General features: G+C 49.4%; 15 protein-coding genes. 8 read left to right on the top strand and 7 right to left on the bottom strand.

What is annotated here, in order from left to right:
* Positions 1–175 precede the first annotated feature (175 nt).
* Positions 176–661 carry a superoxide dismutase family protein gene (locus KDK17_RS18460; RefSeq protein WP_257280505.1) on the bottom strand — a complete coding sequence of 162 codons (486 nt, stop codon included), beginning with the start codon at positions 659–661 and terminating at the stop codon, positions 176–178.
* Positions 662–1,069: 408 nt separating this feature from the next.
* On the opposite strand from KDK17_RS18460, the gene KDK17_RS18465 reads away from it, so the two are divergent.
* Positions 1,070–1,480 carry an OsmC family protein gene (locus KDK17_RS18465; RefSeq protein WP_257280504.1) on the top strand — a complete coding sequence of 137 codons (411 nt, stop codon included), beginning with the start codon at positions 1,070–1,072 and terminating at the stop codon, positions 1,478–1,480.
* Between the two features lie 95 nt (positions 1,481–1,575).
* Here KDK17_RS18465 and KDK17_RS18470 read toward each other — a convergent pair whose 3' ends face one another.
* Positions 1,576–1,917: a histidine triad nucleotide-binding protein gene (locus KDK17_RS18470; protein ID WP_257280503.1), complete on the bottom strand. Its 342-nt coding sequence runs from the start codon at positions 1,915–1,917 to the stop codon at positions 1,576–1,578.
* Between the two features lie 153 nt (positions 1,918–2,070).
* Positions 2,071–2,799: a sulfate transporter CysZ gene (cysZ, locus tag KDK17_RS18475; RefSeq protein ID WP_257280502.1), complete on the bottom strand. Its 729-nt coding sequence runs from the start codon at positions 2,797–2,799 to the stop codon at positions 2,071–2,073.
* A gap of 201 nt (positions 2,800–3,000) precedes the next feature.
* On the opposite strand from cysZ, the gene trxB reads away from it, so the two are divergent.
* A complete protein-coding gene (trxB, locus tag KDK17_RS18480; protein ID WP_257280501.1) occupies positions 3,001–3,951 on the top strand; it encodes a thioredoxin-disulfide reductase in 951 nt (316 codons plus the stop codon).
* A 69-nt stretch (positions 3,952–4,020) separates the two neighbouring features.
* Here trxB and KDK17_RS18485 read toward each other — a convergent pair whose 3' ends face one another.
* A complete protein-coding gene (locus KDK17_RS18485) occupies positions 4,021–4,515 on the bottom strand; it encodes a YhcB family protein (RefSeq protein WP_257274589.1) in 495 nt (164 codons plus the stop codon).
* Positions 4,516–4,799: 284 nt separating this feature from the next.
* Between KDK17_RS18485 and zapE the strand changes: the two genes are divergently transcribed.
* The gene (gene zapE / locus KDK17_RS18490) at positions 4,800–5,906 is read left to right on the top strand and encodes a cell division protein ZapE (RefSeq protein ID WP_306670744.1); all 1,107 of its coding nucleotides are present in this window, start codon (positions 4,800–4,802) and stop codon (positions 5,904–5,906) included.
* Positions 5,907–6,323: 417 nt separating this feature from the next.
* Positions 6,324–7,622, top strand: coding sequence for an L-fucose:H+ symporter permease (fucP, locus tag KDK17_RS18495; RefSeq protein WP_257280500.1), 1,299 nt, complete (start codon positions 6,324–6,326; stop codon positions 7,620–7,622).
* A gap of 385 nt (positions 7,623–8,007) precedes the next feature.
* Here fucP and djlA read toward each other — a convergent pair whose 3' ends face one another.
* Genes djlA through KDK17_RS18510 form a run of 3 tightly spaced genes read right to left on the bottom strand, consistent with a single transcriptional unit; the run spans position 8,008 to position 10,528 of the window.
* Positions 8,008–8,823, bottom strand: a complete 816-nt coding sequence (djlA, locus tag KDK17_RS18500) for a co-chaperone DjlA (protein WP_257280499.1) — start codon at positions 8,821–8,823, stop codon at positions 8,008–8,010.
* Positions 8,820–9,494: an N-acetylmuramate alpha-1-phosphate uridylyltransferase MurU gene (gene murU, locus KDK17_RS18505; RefSeq protein WP_257280498.1), complete on the bottom strand. Its 675-nt coding sequence runs from the start codon at positions 9,492–9,494 to the stop codon at positions 8,820–8,822. Before murU ends, djlA begins: the two co-directional genes overlap by 4 nt.
* Positions 9,491–10,528 carry a phosphotransferase gene (locus KDK17_RS18510; RefSeq protein ID WP_257280497.1) on the bottom strand — a complete coding sequence of 346 codons (1,038 nt, stop codon included), beginning with the start codon at positions 10,526–10,528 and terminating at the stop codon, positions 9,491–9,493. The genes murU and KDK17_RS18510 overlap by 4 nt, the downstream gene beginning before the upstream one ends.
* A gap of 726 nt (positions 10,529–11,254) precedes the next feature.
* Between KDK17_RS18510 and KDK17_RS18515 the strand changes: the two genes are divergently transcribed.
* The 4 genes from KDK17_RS18515 to rsmA all read left to right on the top strand — a co-directional run.
* A complete protein-coding gene (locus tag KDK17_RS18515) occupies positions 11,255–14,101 on the top strand; it encodes an LPS-assembly protein LptD (protein ID WP_257288757.1) in 2,847 nt (948 codons plus the stop codon).
* Complete coding sequence (locus KDK17_RS18520; RefSeq protein ID WP_257280495.1) at positions 14,101–15,393, top strand: peptidylprolyl isomerase; 1,293 nt, start codon at positions 14,101–14,103, stop codon at positions 15,391–15,393. The genes KDK17_RS18515 and KDK17_RS18520 overlap by 1 nt, the downstream gene beginning before the upstream one ends.
* 96 nt (positions 15,394–15,489) lie before the next feature.
* Positions 15,490–16,473, top strand: a complete 984-nt coding sequence (pdxA, locus tag KDK17_RS18525) for a 4-hydroxythreonine-4-phosphate dehydrogenase PdxA (RefSeq protein ID WP_257280494.1) — start codon at positions 15,490–15,492, stop codon at positions 16,471–16,473.
* A 63-nt stretch (positions 16,474–16,536) separates the two neighbouring features.
* The coding region (gene rsmA / locus KDK17_RS18530; RefSeq protein ID WP_257288758.1) for a 16S rRNA (adenine(1518)-N(6)/adenine(1519)-N(6))-dimethyltransferase RsmA at positions 16,537–17,252 on the top strand (716 nt) is incomplete at its 3' end.

Genomic DNA, 17,252 nt, shown 5'->3' on the forward strand with positions numbered 1-17,252 from the left:
ACCAATTTATTGCAACCGCAGTAGGACAGCCTTAAGTCCGACAGGCTGCTAGCCATGACCAATGTACTCTTTTCGCGGAACATCAGACCTTCAGTTAAGGCGAAATCCCGAAAGAAGGCACTTCTTTACCACGGATAGAAGTGCCTCCTCCATGCTCAGCAGCCAACCTTATTCGCTACTTGATAATCCCGCAGGCAACTCTTGTACCACCCCCCTTTAACGGAGGGTTGTCGCTACTGGTATCGACGTCAGAATCGATAACCAGCGAGCGCCCTTCCAGATCAGTCAGCTTCAAATTCCTGGCTACCACAGAACTTGTGGCAAAACCTTTGTCGTCTACAGTAAGTCCGGGCAAACTATCAAGAGCTGCCCCGGCTGCATGTGCCGCCATCATCATGTCATTTTTCGAGCCGGCTTCGCAGCTGGGGTTTTCATGGACACGAAAAGCATGTTCTCCTGGTGGCAGGTCATGAAGATTGGGCGTAAATTCCACCCCCCCATCTGGAGCTGGCGTAACAGTGACAGTTCCCAGGTCAGCGCCCACCCCGGAAGGAGAAACCTGATTCACCTTGACCGTAAAGCTTTCATTGGAGGAGGTACAAGCAGATAGCAAGACTGTCACGACCACTACACCCGATAACCCACTGAGTTTACTGAACATGATCTCAACTCCAGGAGAAATAAGACACTAAAACAGCAATATAGCCATGCTTATTCGGGTTTACTTAATACACAGCCTGAAAAAACAGGTTTTTTACTTTTTTGTTCCAAAAAAGCTCATTAACATTCCTCACTGTTATTACATCGCCACCGATCGCTCAGCATCACTACTCCGATGAGCCCAAGCCCTAATGGGTAGTACTCACAGAAAATGACCATCATAAAATAATCCCGGTTAGCCTGACCTCTCTCTACTGAGGTAAGATAGTCGCTTGATACCCGTTGGATTTTGATAAAAGACGATGGGGATATTTGTCTGGCTGCTCACAACTCCCATGACAGGCTCCTGATTTGCGAAGCTTGTGGGTTTAATGCTGATAGCCGTCTTAAAGAAAGGAAACACGCTGTAATGAAAGCACAAGTCAAATGGGTCGATCAGGAACGCTTTCTGGGACTGAGTGACAGTAATAACTCTGTTGTCATGGACGCAGATAGAAGTGTTAAATCCGCACCCAGCCCGATGGAGCTTATTCTGATGGGGCTGGGCGGCTGCTCATCCGTTGATGTGATCGGTATTTTGGAAAAAGCTCGCCAGAAGGTCATTGACTGCCACGTTGTTATTCAAGCTGAACGTGCCGATGCTGTACCCGCTGTCTTCACCAAAATTCATCTGAACTTTGTGGTGAAGGGCACAGCAATAAAAGAGTCCCATGTGCAGCGTGCGATAGAACTGTCTGCAGACAAGTATTGCTCTGTCGCCATGATGCTCGGCAAGGGTGGTGTCGAAATCACCCACAGCTATGAGATTATAGAAGCTTGAAGCTTGAAGCTTGAAGCCTGAACTCACGCTTTAGCGGGAAGATCCGGACTTCAAAAGCAGCGTTTTCCCACGGCCAGAGTTTCAGGCAAGGCTCATCAGCCTGGAGGCCAGCTCATCTGGCGTCCACCAATCAGGTGAAGATGGATGTGATAAACCGACTGACAGCCATGACTATTGCAGTTCATCACCGTTCTGTAACCGTCTTCAGCAAAGCCTTCATCTTTGGCAATCTGACTGGCCACCAGCGCCATCTTTCCCAATACAGCCTGATCTTCGAAAGTCGCGTCGTTAAGTGTTGCGATGTGCTTCTTGGGAATCACCTGAACATGCACAGGCCCCTGAGGATTGATATCCCTGAATGCTAGAATTTCGTCGTCCTCGTAGATTTTATCGACGGGAATTTCCCCTGCCACTATACTGCAGAAAAGACAGTTCATTAATAGACCTCCAAGCCTCAAAGTCGAAAACTGGCCTAAGCCTAACACCTGCTTCTTCAGCCCGATAGATCGCTGACGCAACGTCTGCCTGAATTTGACAGGTTCAGGTCGTCGCCCTTCGGGTGGTTTGCAAAAACTCAGGCAGAAAGTGTACTACTCAATCCGATCCTCCCAAAGCATCGTGGAACCCACGACAGCAGCCGGCATGATCAGTAAATTAATAAAGGGAATCAGCATAACCAGCGTGACGGTTGCACCAAAGCCCCAGACATAATTTCTATCCTGTTTTAGACGATCCAGCATGTCATTAAACGACACTCCTCTATTGTCTGCAGCATAGTCACAGTATTGGATCGACATCATCCAGCTATTGAACATAAACCAGAGCACAGGAGTGATCAGATTCACCACAGGGATAAAGGACAAAATCAAAAGAATCACAGCCTTGGGCAGGTAGTAGATCAGCTTTCTGATCTCCCGACCTATGGCTCTGGGCAACAGGGTCAGCCAGTCTTTCAACTCGTATTCGGGCAGGTCTGACTTACCATGAAGGTTCTGAACTTTCTCGGCAAGAAGGCCATTGAAGGGTGATGCAATAAAATTCCCGACGATGGTAAAGGTAAAGAAGACGACACCCAACATGGCCAGAAATAAAAGTGGCCAGAGCAAAAATTCAAGGAAAGATAGCCAGCTGGGCAGCCAGTTAAGCAACGACTCCATCAGCACACTCATTTGCTCAAGACCGAGATAGATCAGAAAGCTGAACACCAGAATATTAACGGTCAGTGGAATCAATACATACCAGCGGATAGCCGGATCTGGAAGATAGGATATACCCTTGAAAAAATAGCCGAGTCCACTTCCCGGCACAGGCGTTGGCATAGCAAAATTCCTATTATTGATGTTGCACACCAGCTGACGACAGATAGTCAGCTTGATAGTAAATACAAACCGATCGCTGAAGAGATTCTGGTTCTCGTCAGCGCAAGCCGTTATTATTCACCCAGTTTAACGAATTATGAATCCCTTACTATCAGAGATTTTTTCTGTCTCTGACAGACATTCCCGTTCAAGGAGTAAAATGTGAGTGAAGCCAAGCACGTCCCGCTACTGATTTTGGGTTCCGGTCCTGCAGGATACACTGCTGCAGTGTACGCTGCCCGGGCAAACCTGAAGCCGGTTATGATCACTGGTATGCAACAGGGCGGGCAGTTGACCACCACTACAGACGTGGACAACTGGCCAGGAGGCCCCGAAGGTCTTCAAGGCCCCGGCCTGATGGAAGACATGCGCGTTCATGCAGAACGCTTTGGTACCGAAATCATATTTGATCATATCGAAGAGGTCGATCTGAGCAGGAAACCTTACACCCTGAAAGGCACCGATACTTACACCTGTGACGCCCTGATTATCAGCACCGGTGCCAGCGCCCGTTACCTGGGTCTGAACAGCGAAGAAGCCTTCAAGGGCAAGGGCGTATCCGCCTGTGCTACCTGTGATGGATTCTTCTACAAAAACAAGGACGTAGTGGTTGTGGGTGGCGGTAACACCGCTGTTGAGGAAGCTCTCTATCTTTCTAACATTGCTAAAAAAGTCACTCTGATTCACCGTCGTCAGGGTTTCCGTGCAGAAAAAATTCTGCTGGACAAGATGATGGAGCGTGCAGAAAACGGCAACATGGAACTGGCTCTCGACTCTACTCTGGATGAGGTACTGGGTGACGACATGGGCGTGACTGGCGTTCGCATCAGGAATGTAAACACAGGCGAGCTTCGTGAAATCAGCGCCGAAGGCTGTTTTATTGCCATCGGTCACACACCGAACACCGGTATCTTTGAAGGTCAGCTGGAAATGAAAGACGGCTACATCAAGGTCAACGGCGGCCCGGAAGGCAATGCGACACTGACTTCTAAAGAAGGTGTATTTGCTGCGGGTGACGTTATGGATCATGTTTACCGTCAGGCTATTACTTCCGCCGGCACCGGCTGCATGGCGGCTCTGGACGCAGAAAAATATCTGGACTCTCTGTCCTGACCAAACTGCCCAGCTATTGAGACAGCCTCTGTTGCAGGGCTTTCAAAAATTTTCAGAGCGATCAAAGGGTCAAGAAGCTTTCTGACTACTCACCGCCTCTTGGGCTTCAGATGTTATCCTGAAGTCTTCAGACAAGGTGCCTTTCTCATCCGAAGCGGTTGTCTTAGGTGCGTAGTCCAGCGGTTGCTCCAACGGCTTTGGACGCTCGCTACGGCGCTTTGGAATCTGCCCCGACAGCAAGGCAGTGCTGCTGATCAGAGAATCACTGAGCTTGTTCTTGACATTGTCATCGTCACACAGTGATTCGGCTCCGTTAGCCATATGCTCGTGGACATCTTTATAACTGTCCGTCAGTTTGTTGATCAGGTGCGCCGTTGTATTAAAATGATCGGCCACGCTATCTTGGTACTGTTTAAATTCAGCCTCCAGCTCTACCAGCTGAGCTTCCATTTTGCCTCGATCTGAACGAGGGCCTGCCAGTAAATGGTACAAAAGTACACCACCGACTATTCCCGCTAAAAATGCCAAACTGCCTACAAACCAAAGTACATTCACATTTTCCACAGCATCGCCTCATTGGGTGGAACATTTCACGTCCCTTATTGATGTCAAAGTTATAATCTTTTATGCGCAAAGTATAGAGCGGTTGTGTAACATCCGGATGCCAAAACATACCTTGTCCTGCTAAAGCAGGAAGGTTACATTGTGCTCCTTTATTCCAGCCTTTTGTAATAAAGAGAGTACATCGCATGCCAGCCGATATAGGGGTGAGCCTTTACTGTTTCATCAACTATTGATACGAACCCCGTCAACGATGGATAGAGTGAAATAACAACTGAATGACCAGCATGACCCCGGAATCTCGTTACCAGCAGGACTTAAAGAAAGACAGCTTCAGCCATGACCCGGCTCAGGAAGCAGCGGTTCAGCATCTCCAGCGTCTTTTTGATCAACTGACGGCTGTCACTCCCCGCACCTCTCTGCTCAAACGCATCAACCCTTTTGCCGACAAAGAAACCCACACCGCTCGTGGACTCTATTTCTGGGGAGGCGTTGGCCGGGGTAAAACCTATCTGATGGACACCTTTTACGACTGCCTGCCGTTCCCCGAGAAAAAGCGCATGCACTTCCACCACTTCATGCGATGGGTTCATGGTGAATTGAAAAATCTGTCCGGAGAAAAGAACCCTCTGGATAAAGTGGCAGAAATACTGGCTGCTGAAACCCGGGTAATCTGCTTTGACGAGTTTTTTGTCTCTGACATCACCGACGCCATGCTTTTAGGTGGTCTCTTTGAGCAACTCTTTCAGAGAGGCATTACACTGGTAGCCACTTCCAACGTGGTACCCGATGAGCTCTACAAAGACGGTTTGCAAAGAATCCGTTTCCTGCCAGCCATTGCTCAGATAAAGGAGCATACTCTGGTGGTCAACGTTGATGGCGGCACGGACTATCGCCTCCGCCTCCTGGAAAAAGCAGACACTTACCACAGTCCATTAGGAACGGAAGCCGATCGACATCTGCAGAAAACATTCAATGACCTGGCACCGGATATCAGCCACTGCCGGGAAGCCGAGATCATTGAGATAGCGGGCAGATTGATCAACAGCAAGCGCACCTGCGAAGACATAGGCTGGTTCAGTTTCGCGACACTCTGTGATGGTCCAAGAAGCCAGAACGACTACATAGAACTGGCCTGTCTTTACCAGACAGTCATTCTGGAAAATGTACCACAAATGGGCGAAAAGAAAGACGATCAGGCCAGGCGCTTTATCAATCTGGTGGACGAGTTCTATGACCGCAACGTTAAACTCATCCTGACCGCCGAATCTCCCCTATCAGAACTTTACACCTCCGGCAAGCTGAACTTTGAGTTCCAGCGCACCATCAGTCGTCTACAAGAGATGCAATCCAGAGAATACCTGTCACAACCTCACGACCCAATCCTGTCATAAAACACAGGGTTGGGCTCAAACGAGCCAGTTCCCAGAGTCACGTATTTTGAGCCTGAATACAATTCAGGCAAAACTGCCATGCATAACTGAGCAACCAAACTATACTCCCTCCCGGAAACTCATCGGAAAACCTACTGAGGCAACGGTTTGCAGGCAGCCATTCATGCTCTCCTCTATGGCAATTGGAATGCGTTCATGACAGGACAGCTATGGCATGAGGGATTTCGTAAATTTAATCCGATATAGCAATACGTCAGTTGTCCACCTTTTTTACGGGTGCTTTTCACAGGTGCATTGTGCGAGCTTTTGACAGGTGTCACTGCCTGCTCCCCGAAAAGCGGCCCGGGGTGTCCGTGGATATTGATTACTTATTGTTGGGTTAAGGCTTGATTTATATCATCCAGGGGAAGACATGTAGTGAGTGAATTATCTACAACCCAGTCTATCGATAGCAAATCGACTACCAGAAAAAAATCACCCTTTGTGCCAAAAAAGTTACTGGTTCCTTTTGTAATGATAACCAGTTGTTTTGCCTTATGGGGACTGGCACATAACATGACCGATGTACTCATTGCCCAGTTCCGTAAGGTCTTCATCTTAAACGATGCTCAATCCAGTCTTGTTCAGATGGCTTTCTACGGTGCTTACTTCTGCCTGGCTCTTCCTGCTGCTGTCTACATTAAAAAGTTTTCTTACAAATCCGGTGTACTGCTTGGGCTGGGTCTGTTTGCGTTCGGTGCATTGCTGTTTTATCCCGCCAGCCAGACTATGCAGTATTCCCACTTTCTGGCAGCTCTGTTTGTATTGGCTGGCGGGCTATCCATCCTGGAAACCAGTGCCAACCCATACATTATTTCTATGGGACCACAGGACACCGCCACCCAGAGATTGAACCTTGCCCAGTCCTTCAATCCTTTAGGTTCAGTTGCCGGAGTCCTGATCGGGAAATTCTATATCCTGAGCCAGCTGAATCCGGCTTCAGACGCGGAGCGCGGTGCCATGGCGACTACGCAGCTGAAAGCTATCCAGTCCCAGGAATTAATGGCTGTTATGGTGCCATACATAATGACGGCTGCCGTCATTCTGGGAGTCTGGCTCTCTATAGTGCTTTGTAGAATGCCAAAAGCGGTGGATGCCTCTGAAGCATACAGCTATTCAAAATCCTTTGCTCGCCTCTTTAGAAAGAAAGTATTTGTCCGCGGGGTACTTGGTCAGTTTCTTTACATGGGAGCACAAATTGGCTGCTGGTCATGGACGATCCGTTATGTCATGAATAATATTGGAGGTAACGAGGCAGAAGCTTCGACCTATTACCTTTATTCAATCCTCTTATTCAGTAGCAGCCGCTTCCTTTGTACCTCTCTAATGCGCTACATCGAACCTGCGAAGTTGCTGGGGGGGCTTGCCACGGTCGCGGCTGTTATGACTGTCGTTGTAATGATGAGCGATGGCTATGCTGGTATTTATGCTCTGGTGGTTATCTCTGGCTGCATGTCGTTGATGTTCCCTACCATTTATGGCCTTTCTGTGAATGGCCTGGGCAAAGACACTCAGCTAGGCGGCAGCTGCCTGATTATGGCCATTCTTGGTGGCGCTGTGCTCACCGCAATGATGGGGTGGATTTCAGATATGACAGAAATTAGTTTGGCCTTTATTATTCCATTGATCGGATTTACTTACCTGACATGGTTTGGCCTTAAGGGGAGCAAAGCCTGATTTCATGATGAAAACCTTCTGGCAGGTCGGCATTGCTGCACCTGCCAGTTTGTTCAAACTTAGCAAAGAACTACCCTGCGATCCCGTATCGTTTTTGCAGCAGGTTCATGAATCTGACGAATAATATACCTCACAGCACTCTGTAACTTTTTCACCCGTTTGACTGGATAGAAGCAGTAGACTTCTCCTTGCTCTCTTTTCAATGTGATTCGGGTTGTGGCTGGAATGTGCCAGTATATGAAGCGCTGTCTGACCGTATACACGGAAGAATCTCCTGTGAGAGGGAAGGCGTCCCTTCCAATGCTACAGGCATTCCATTTTCTGCGGTTAAGAGCAATATTAGTCTAATCCATCTCGGGAAAGTTCCCAACAAAATGCACCAGGATTATTTATTCTTCCGGTGCTCCCGAATCTGATCGTAGGCCGCCTGAATTTCCTGAGTTCTCTGCTTGGCGACTTCCATCATTTCTTCCGGCAAACCTTTGGCCACAAGCTTGTCAGGATGGTGCTGACTCATCAGCTTCCGATAGGCTCTTTTCACTTCACTGTCCGTTGCGGAAGACTCAACACCCAGCACTTCATAAGCCTTGGAAAGGGTTTGCCCACTATCCGGACGCGCCCAGCCCCCCCCTTGCCGGCCTCCGGCATGATAATAAGCTCTCTGAGCCTGAAACCTTTTATGAAGCAGCTCAAAACTGATTTGGCTGATACCCAGTTGATCACATAACTGCTTGAATACAGCTCTCTCAGCCTGTGTCAGGCTGCCATCGGCGTAGGCTGCCTGCAGCTGAATTTCAAGAAACAGGGGAAGCAAGGTACTCGAGCCAGCGACCCTGCGAAACTCAGCCAGAGCTGCACTGATATCTGCCGAAGGCTGTTTACCCTGATTAAAGAGATTGATCGCGGCCTCACGTTGATCCGGTGACAGGCGCATCTGATTCATAATGGCTGATGCCATTTCAATCTCATCCTCACTGACTCGCCCGTCAGCCTTGGCCAGCTTGCCCATCACCAGAAAAGTGGCCTGGAAGAACGCACTCTGAGCCCTCTGACGATTGAAAGACCCACGGGGCCCGCCCCCCTGTTGATTGGGATTAATGTAATTCCGGTTTATCCAGGCGCCCAGTATGCCACCAAATAGCGCTCCGAAATGCCCTCCAAACACAAAACCGATGAATACACCGATCAGAATTGCTGTCATGTTGCCCTGCTCTGATTTAAATGTTCTTCCAGACTCTGCAAACGTTCCACTGTGCCGACATCGGTCCAGAGTCCGCAATAATGTTCGCCCGTAACTTTGCCCGAGGCCATCGCATCAATCAACAGAGGTGCCAGCTTGAAAGCCCCGGATTTACAATGTGCAAAGAGTTCTGGTGACAACACACTCAATCCACTGAAAGTCAGCTTGTTTTGACCGTCCGCCTGAACCCGCCCATGACTATCCAGGGCAAAGTCTCCGGTTTCCTTGAAGTCAGGATTATCCACCAGTACCAGATGAGCCAGACCTCTGGGTGAATCTGGCAGAGACTGGAAAGCATAGTCGGTATAGACATCACCATTGACCAAAAAGAAAGGATCATCACCCAAAAGACGCAGCGCCTTGAAAACACCACCACCGGTTTCCAGAGGCTCAGGTTCCGCTGAATATTCAATATTCAGCCCCCAATGACTGCCATTACCCAAGGCTGCAACCAGTTTTTCTCCCAGCCAGGCATGATTGATCACTATATCTTTGAAGCCAGCCTCTGAAAGGTTTTCCAGATGATGTACTATCAGGGGTTTACCGCCCACTTCTACCAGTGGCTTGGGTTTTTCCAAAGTCAGTGGTCTCAGCCTCGTTCCCAGGCCGGCAGCCAGAATCATTGCTTTCATTGTTCAGTCTCTTTCCGTGTAGATGCAATGCAATCATCAAGAATCGGTGCCACAGACTGCCTGAGCCATTTGGCATGATAAGCCAGCTCTTCGTAACGTTCACAGACATCCAGAACATAGGCAAAGGTCGCTGGAATCTCCCGCAGGTACCGGGGCTTGTTATCCCTGAGCCAAAGCCGGGAGAATATTCCGAGACACTTGAGATGTCGCTGCAGTCCTATCCAGTCAAACCATTTGAGGCAGGTTTCAAAGCTCACTTCCTTCAGCCGGGGGTGAGACTTGATAAACAACCTCAACCAACTCTCCACCTTGTGCCTCGGCCAGCTGATATAACAATCTTTCAACAAAGAAACCGCGTCATACAATATTGGGCCGTGGAGGGCTCCCTGAAAATCAATGACCCCGAGTTTTCCTTCGGAAAGCACCATCAGGTTTCTGGAATGAAAGTCACGATGAACAACCCCTTTAGGTTGTTGCAGTGCTGCCTCGGTAAGCAGTTCAAACAGCCGGTCAAGCTGATTGTTGGAGCGACTTTCGACCTCCAGCCTCAGCAGTTCTTTCAAAAACCAATGGGAGTAGATGTCCAGCTCTGTCATCAACAGCTCACGACTGTAAGGAGGCAGAGCATCAGGCTCGCACTTCTGGATTTGCAGAATAACATCCAGAGCTTTGCCATAAAGCTCATCAACAGTATTGTCGTTCAGGGCCTGAAGCAACAGAGTATCGCCGAAGTCATCCACCAACATAAAGCCTGACTGATAATCGACTGAGTGCACATCCGGCACACAAACGCCCTGGGCCTTGAGCAAACCAGCAATTGAGACAAAAGCATGGGAATCTTCAGTTTCTGGCGGGGCATCCACTGCCAGCAATGTACCTTCAGGAACCTGAAGTCGATAATAATTCCTGAAGCCGGCATCACCACCCACAGGACTCATCTGGCCGTCCCGGTCGAGTAACGCCTGACCCGGTGTTAAAGCCTTATACGCCCATTGTTTCAATTGCTGAAGGCGGTCGTTAGGAGAGGGTGTCACTTGCTTTACATATCCTGTGTTGATTGAGCGGTCACCTTCAGACTCATAGAGTCACTTGCTCATATACCTTTTAATCATGGCTATCTATGCAATATTCGGGCTGAACGACGGAAGGTTTAACATCAAAGTGTTGAAATGTATTGCACTGAAAGACAGAGTAACACAGACTAGTAAGGGTAATATAACGGACCCCACTGATTGTTCACTGCGTGAACAATCAGGCTCAGTAACAAATTGTGAACAAGCTATGGAATGCCGAGTCTTCAGGCGGAAGGTAAAAAAACAAAAGAAGCGCCATTTAGCACACTATTCAGAGGGAATTCAGGTATTATCCTCCACTGCAACACCATGAACCGAAATCACCGTCTTCCTGAAACACTCAGCCGGACACTCGCTCATGGCAAAAAGCAGATGTTCGCTCTACGATTTTCAGAGGTCTGCCGGTCTCAGGCAGGCTTGTGATCTGAACCTTCATGTTTTCGGAACAGCTGGCGATCATGACAACCACACATAAGGCCCGAACCACTGCTGTACAGATGTCCTTATTAGTAGAAAATGCTGCCTCCGACAGCAGGATGTGTAACAAGGTTCTCTGTGCGCATGCCAGAGCAGATTTAAACAGCCATCGACCATGGTCTAACGCTTTCTCCCGACCCGACTTAATTTGGAGTTGTGAAAAAAAGCGTCAAACCGTGGTAATAAGAACGGCACGGGATAATTGATCTCATGGAGAAATACCCTCTACCTTTCAAACCAGCGACATTAACACTGGCGATTGCTACCGTGCTGCTTGCCAGCCAACCGGCCACCCGGGTTTATGGAGAATCCACCCTGTCGCCTGATGATCAGTGGAACTGTAAAGCCAGCTCTGATGGTGCCGGCTGGCAGTGTTCCGCCGAGCCAATAAAGCCAGGTGTGATGAATCGGGCTTCTCGCCCCATTGCCCCGCCAGTCACCCAATCCGCCCGAAACAAAGCCAGCGGTCAAACGGTGACTGTCGCTACCGGCCATCGCCGCGCAAACCTTCGGGAAAGGCTTGACTGGGTGCCCAAATCCCAGCTCAACGAGAATGAACAGAAAGCACTGGATCAGGCAACACCCTGGTGCACAGGTGACTATTCAGAGCCTGCCCGTCCCGGTAAAAACTTCACGGGCAACTCTGATACAGCACCTATCGTTGCCGAGTCCGATGAATCCTCTTTTGGCCAGAATGACATAGGCACTCTTACCGGCAACGTTTCTATCAGACAGGGCAACCGTCAAATCCAGAGCGATACTGCGAGAATGAATCGCGCTACCAACCATGCCGAATTCGAAGGCAACGTGGTTTATCGTGAGCCCGGTACTCTGTTGGTCGGTGATTACGGTGATATGCTGCTCGATACTGGCCGGGCTACCATCAAGAATGCCAGCTACGCCATGCATGAGGCCCATGCCAGAGGGAGTTCCAAAGAAATCATTCGGAACGAGGACTCTACCCTGGTTCTCGAAGATGCCTCCTACACCACCTGCCGCCCCGGTGATGAAAGCTGGCTGCTAACAGGCAAGAATGTCACCCTGGATCGCAATACTGGTTATGGTACGGCACGTGACGCTGTTATCCGGGTTGGAGGGTTGCCGTTTTTCTATACGCCCTACATGTATTTCCCGATTGATGATCGCCGCCAATCCGGCTTTCTCTACCCGACAATAGCCTCTGACAGTGATAATGGCCTGGACTTTACCCTGCCCTATTACTGGAATATTGCTCCTGATTACGACGCCACCATTACTCCTCGCATTATCTCCAAACGAGGCCTGCTGCTGGAAAATGAATTCCGCTACATGAATGAAGGCGGTGAAGGTGAAGTTGGTATTGCTGGTCTGACTAACAAGGACAAGCTGGAAAAAGAAAATCCTTATTACGATCAGGAGCGCTGGCTGGCCAGTGTGCGATATAAGCAGCGTTTTTCTGAGCGCTGGACGGCAGAACTCGACTATGCCGATGCCAGTGACAAAAACTACATCGAGGACTTTGGCACCCATTTAAAGCTGTCCAGCTCCAGTCCACTGAACCAGATGGCAGGTACCCGATATCTGGGTGGCAATGCCTACAACAACTGGACCTTCAGCCTGAATGCTCACCAGTTCAAAAATATGAGTCAGACGTCTGATGACCCATATAACAAGCTTCCACAGATGGTCTTCAGCGGCAACTGGCAGGCAGGCGAAACATTGCAGGTTAATTATCTGGCGGATTACACTCAGTTCAGTCGGGCCGAAGACTGGCGCTTTGTGAGAGAAATCCAGCACCCGGACTTCGATGACCCTGATACCAGAGAAAGCGTTTACGATGAGGGCTTTGGTATCAAAAAAGCCGAAGGGGGTCGGGCTTATGGACAGGCGGGTATCAGCTATCCAATGCAGACAATGTGGGGCTTCCTGACACCTGAAGTGAAGGTTCGGAGTGTAAACTACAGCCTGAATAATTTGAGCCAGCAGGAAGTCATGGAAGATCTCCGTAACTCCTACATTGACCGAACGTTTAACGATAGCGACTTCACAAAGTCTCCAAACACCAGTGCTGGCTCCTTTAGTCTTGATGGTGGCCTCTATTTTGAGCGCTTTACCGACTTGTTCGGCACCGACTTTACACACACTCTGGAACCCAGAGCCAAGTACCTTTATGTGCCTTATGTCGAGAATCAGGAGTACAACCCGATTTTTGACACAGGCGCCATGGGCTTCACCTACGGTTCTCTGTGGCTGGATAACCGCTTCAGTGGCTATGATCGTATTGGCGATGCCAACCAGCTCTCTCTGGGTGTAACGACCCGTCTCATTGAAGACGACGGCTTTGAAAGAATGCGCTTTGGTATCGGTCAAATTGTCTACTTCAAAGATCGCGAGGTATACATCGCCAGCAACCTCGGGCAGGCAGGCAAACCACCTGAGGATGTAGACGAAAACCTTGACGCTATCGATGCAAGGCTCAGGAACGAACTGACCGAACCAACGTCGCCCCTGGCATCGGAATTCATCTACAATTTCAATCGCACAATGAGCCTGAGGCAGGATTTCTCCTGGAATACCAACGAGAATCGTCTGGACAACTATGGTCTTTACTATCGCTGGCAGCCTGAACAGCGTAAGACTCTGAACCTCGGTTTCCGTTTCAGGGATCAGGTTGATCGGTATGTTCAAGACAAAGATGGACAAAATATTCAGATTGGCACCGACCAGAATGGTAATCCAATCTTTGAAACTGCTGATAACAACCTGAAACAAACCGATCTGTCTTTTGCCTGGCCGATTCCTTCGACCACCCACTGGGTAGGCTTGGGACGCTGGCAATATGATTTAACCAACAAAAGGAACCTTGAGAGCCTTGCGGGTGTCGAATACAACAGTTGCTGTTATCAGGTTCGGTTTTTCTGGCGTTCATGGATCGAAACAGACGATAATATCGACCACCCTGATCCGAAGAGCGGTGTTTTCTTCCAGTTCATCCTTCGTGGACTGGGTAATATAACCGGTAGCTCCGGAACGGAATACTTGCAAGGTATCCAAGGTTACGAGATTCACGAGAAGTAATGATGACGGGATTGAAGAATCTATTCTTTGCCGCCTGCTGCGCCCTTGCAGCAGTCGGTGGTACGGCCAACGCCAAGCCCGTACCACTGGATCGCATTGTTGCCATCGTCGACAAAGACGTGGTAATGGAAAGCGAATTGAACAACCGTATTGAAGCTGTGCAGCGACAGCTGAACAGCCGAAGTATCCCCATGCCACCAGACAACATCCTCAAGAAGCAGGTACTTGACCAGCTGATTCTTGAAAACCTGCAACTGCAGATGGGTCAGCGTGGTGGAATCCGCGTTGATGACTGGACGTTAAATGACGCTATCAGCAAAATCGCCAAGCGCAATGGTATGACCGTTGAGGCGTTCCGAAAAAATCTTGAATCAGACGGCCTGTCATACGCCGATGCCCGGGAAGAAATCCGACGCGAGATGGTTATTAACCGCGTGCGTCAGCGCCAGATTGCTGAACGCATTCAGATCAGCGAGCAGGAAGTGAATAATTTCCTCAAGTCGCCGGAAGGTCAGGCCAGCATGCAGACTGAATATCGTCTGGGTCATATTATGATTGCCACACCGGATAACCCATCACCTGATCAGGTGCGGGAAGCCGAAAAGAAGGCCAACAATATTGCTATTCAGCTTGATAGAGGTGCCAACTTTGCCGAAATGGCGCTCACCTACTCCAGCGGCCAGAGTGCTCTGAACGGTGGCGACCTTGGCTGGCGCTCCGCTGATCAACTGCCAACCCTGTTTGCTGAACAGGCGTTGAAGATGAGAGACGGAGAAGTATCTGCACCGATCCGCAGTCCTGGTGGTTTTCACATCTTCAAGCTAATCGACACTCGCGGTAACGAGAAGCATATGGAGCATCAGATACACGTTCGCCATATTCTGATCAAGCCCAACGAGATTCGCAGCGACCTTGAGGCACAGATGCTGGCCAAAAACCTCTTCGACCGAATTGAAAACGGTGAGGATTTTGCTGAACTGGCCAAGGCCTACTCTGACGACACTGGCTCAGCTCTGAATGGCGGGGATCTGAACTGGGTTTCTCCGAAATCTCTGGTTCCGGAATTCCAGAAAGCCATGAAAGAGACGCCCGAAAAAATAGTCAGCGAACCTTTCAAGAGCACTTACGGCTGGCACGTTCTGGAGGTACTGGGCACACGTCACTCAGATATCAGCGACCGGGTCCGCAGAAACAAGGTCCGTGAAATACTGGGCAACCGTAAGTTTGAAGAAGAGCTTCAGGTGTGGTTACGTGAAATCAGAGATCAGAGCTACATTGAAATTCGTCTCTGAGTCGAAACCCAGATAAAATTGACGCCCCGGTTTTCCGGGGCGTTGCTTTTATATAGACTCTCGTGGATTGTATTTTCCCTGGTTCATGGCTGACTTATGACAAGCAACACACTGCCCAGACTGATCATTACCTCAGGCGAGCCCGCAGGTATCGGACCCGACCTCTGCCTTCAGCTGGCTTATTATACTTCGCCAGTACAAATAGTAGTTGCTGCAGACCCAGAGCTTTTGGCGGAACGTGCAGACAGTCTGGGCATGGATGTTACCTTTGAATTATTCAACCCTGATGAAAAAGAACCCGTCAGAGAAGGAATACTTCTCGTTGCCCCAGTCTCCTTACCCAAACCCTGCTCAGCCGGTCAGCTGGATGAAGCCAACAGCCCCTACGTTCTGGAAATGTTGAGCTATGCCATCGAAGGCTGCCAGAGCGGCCTGTTTGATGCCATGGTCACCGCTCCTATCAGCAAGGAAGTGATCAATAATGCAGGCGTTTCTTTCAGTGGTCATACAGAATTTCTGGCCGAAAAAACCAACACTCAACAAGTCGTTATGATGCTGGCAACAGAAGGCCTGAGGGTCGCACTGGCCACCACCCACCTGCCACTTAAGGACGTTTCATCTGCTATCACGCGATCCTCTCTGGAAGGAGTCATCAAAATTCTCCACAGGGATATGGTGACAAAATTTGCGATCGAGAATCCCAGAATTCTGGTCTGCGGTCTTAACCCCCATGCTGGAGAAGGGGGTCACCTTGGCATGGAAGAGATAGAAACCATTATTCCAGTACTCGAGAAGTTAAACAGTGAAGGTATAAATCTGGTAGGCCCTCTGCCTGCAGACACGCTCTTTAACCCCAAATATCTTGAGACTGCTGACGCCATTCTGGCGATGTATCATGATCAGGGTCTGCCAGTTCTGAAGTACAAAGGTTTTGGCAATGCCGTCAACATTACCCTGGGACTTCCAATCATTCGCACTTCTGTTGATCATGGCACAGCATTGGATCTGGCAAGCACAGGAAAAGCCGATTCGGGAAGCCTGTTTGCTGCTGTTCGTTATGCTCTCGATATGGTTCGGTAGCCAAAAGGGTTGTCTGCCGCTATCATAGCGCCCCCTCTATTGCTCGTTAAGTTTGTCAAAAGCATGGCTGAAATTCCCTACCACAAGTCCCGTAAACGATTTGGTCAGAACTTTCTGCACGATCACGGTGTCATTCAACGGATTATCCGTTCCATACACCCAAGGGCAGGCGACCGAATTGTGGAAATTGGCCCGGGTCAGGGTGCACTGACCGAGTTTCTGCTGGACGCTGCCGGGCAGCTGGATGTAATTGAACTCGACAGGGATCTTATCCCGACCCTGAAGCTCAGATTTGGCCTGAATCCTGAGTTCAGAATTCACGAAGGAGACGCACTCAAGTTCAATTTCTCCTCTCTTATTAGAGAAGGCGAAACACTGAGGCTGGTAGGCAACCTGCCCTACAATATATCCACTCCCCTGATTTTCCACCTGCTAGAGTTTCAGGGACAGATCAGCGACATGTATTTCATGTTACAGAAAGAGGTTGTGGAAAGACTTGCAGCCCAGCCCGGTGAAAAGCACTATGGGCGACTGGGCATCATGGCTCAATACTACTGCAAGGTGAACAACCTGTTTGTTGTGGGCCCTGGCTGTTTCAAACCTGCCCCCAAAGTTGACTCAGCTATTGTTCGGCTTGAGCCTCATAGAGATTTACCTTACCCGGCAGATGACGTAAAACTGCTGGAAAGGGTGGTTCGGGAAGCTTTCCAGCAACGCCGCAAAACTATGCGAAACACTCTGAAAAAGCTAATCTCTGCCGATAAACTGACTGAGCTGGG

The sequence above is a fragment of the Endozoicomonas sp. SESOKO2 genome, from assembly GCF_024606245.1.
Taxonomy (GTDB): Bacteria; Pseudomonadota; Gammaproteobacteria; order Pseudomonadales; family Endozoicomonadaceae; genus Endozoicomonas_A.

What these genes read in the sequence shown, in the direction of transcription:
- djlA (WP_257280499.1), bottom strand. Translation starts at nt 8,823, where the DNA reads ATGACAGCAATTCTGATCGGTGTATTCATCGGTTTTGTGTTTGGAGGG.
- zapE (WP_306670744.1), top strand. Translation starts at nt 4,800, where the DNA reads ATGACCCCGGAATCTCGTTACCAGCAGGACTTAAAGAAAGACAGCTTC.
- cysZ (WP_257280502.1), bottom strand. Translation starts at nt 2,799, where the DNA reads ATGCCAACGCCTGTGCCGGGAAGTGGACTCGGCTATTTTTTCAAGGGT.
- KDK17_RS18460 (WP_257280505.1), bottom strand. Translation starts at nt 661, where the DNA reads ATGTTCAGTAAACTCAGTGGGTTATCGGGTGTAGTGGTCGTGACAGTC.
- murU (WP_257280498.1), bottom strand. Translation starts at nt 9,494, where the DNA reads ATGAAAGCAATGATTCTGGCTGCCGGCCTGGGAACGAGGCTGAGACCA.
- pdxA (WP_257280494.1), top strand. Translation starts at nt 15,490, where the DNA reads ATGACAAGCAACACACTGCCCAGACTGATCATTACCTCAGGCGAGCCC.
- KDK17_RS18465 (WP_257280504.1), top strand. Translation starts at nt 1,070, where the DNA reads ATGAAAGCACAAGTCAAATGGGTCGATCAGGAACGCTTTCTGGGACTG.
- KDK17_RS18520 (WP_257280495.1), top strand. Translation starts at nt 14,101, where the DNA reads ATGATGACGGGATTGAAGAATCTATTCTTTGCCGCCTGCTGCGCCCTT.
- KDK17_RS18515 (WP_257288757.1), top strand. Translation starts at nt 11,255, where the DNA reads ATGGAGAAATACCCTCTACCTTTCAAACCAGCGACATTAACACTGGCG.
- KDK17_RS18470 (WP_257280503.1), bottom strand. Translation starts at nt 1,917, where the DNA reads ATGAACTGTCTTTTCTGCAGTATAGTGGCAGGGGAAATTCCCGTCGAT.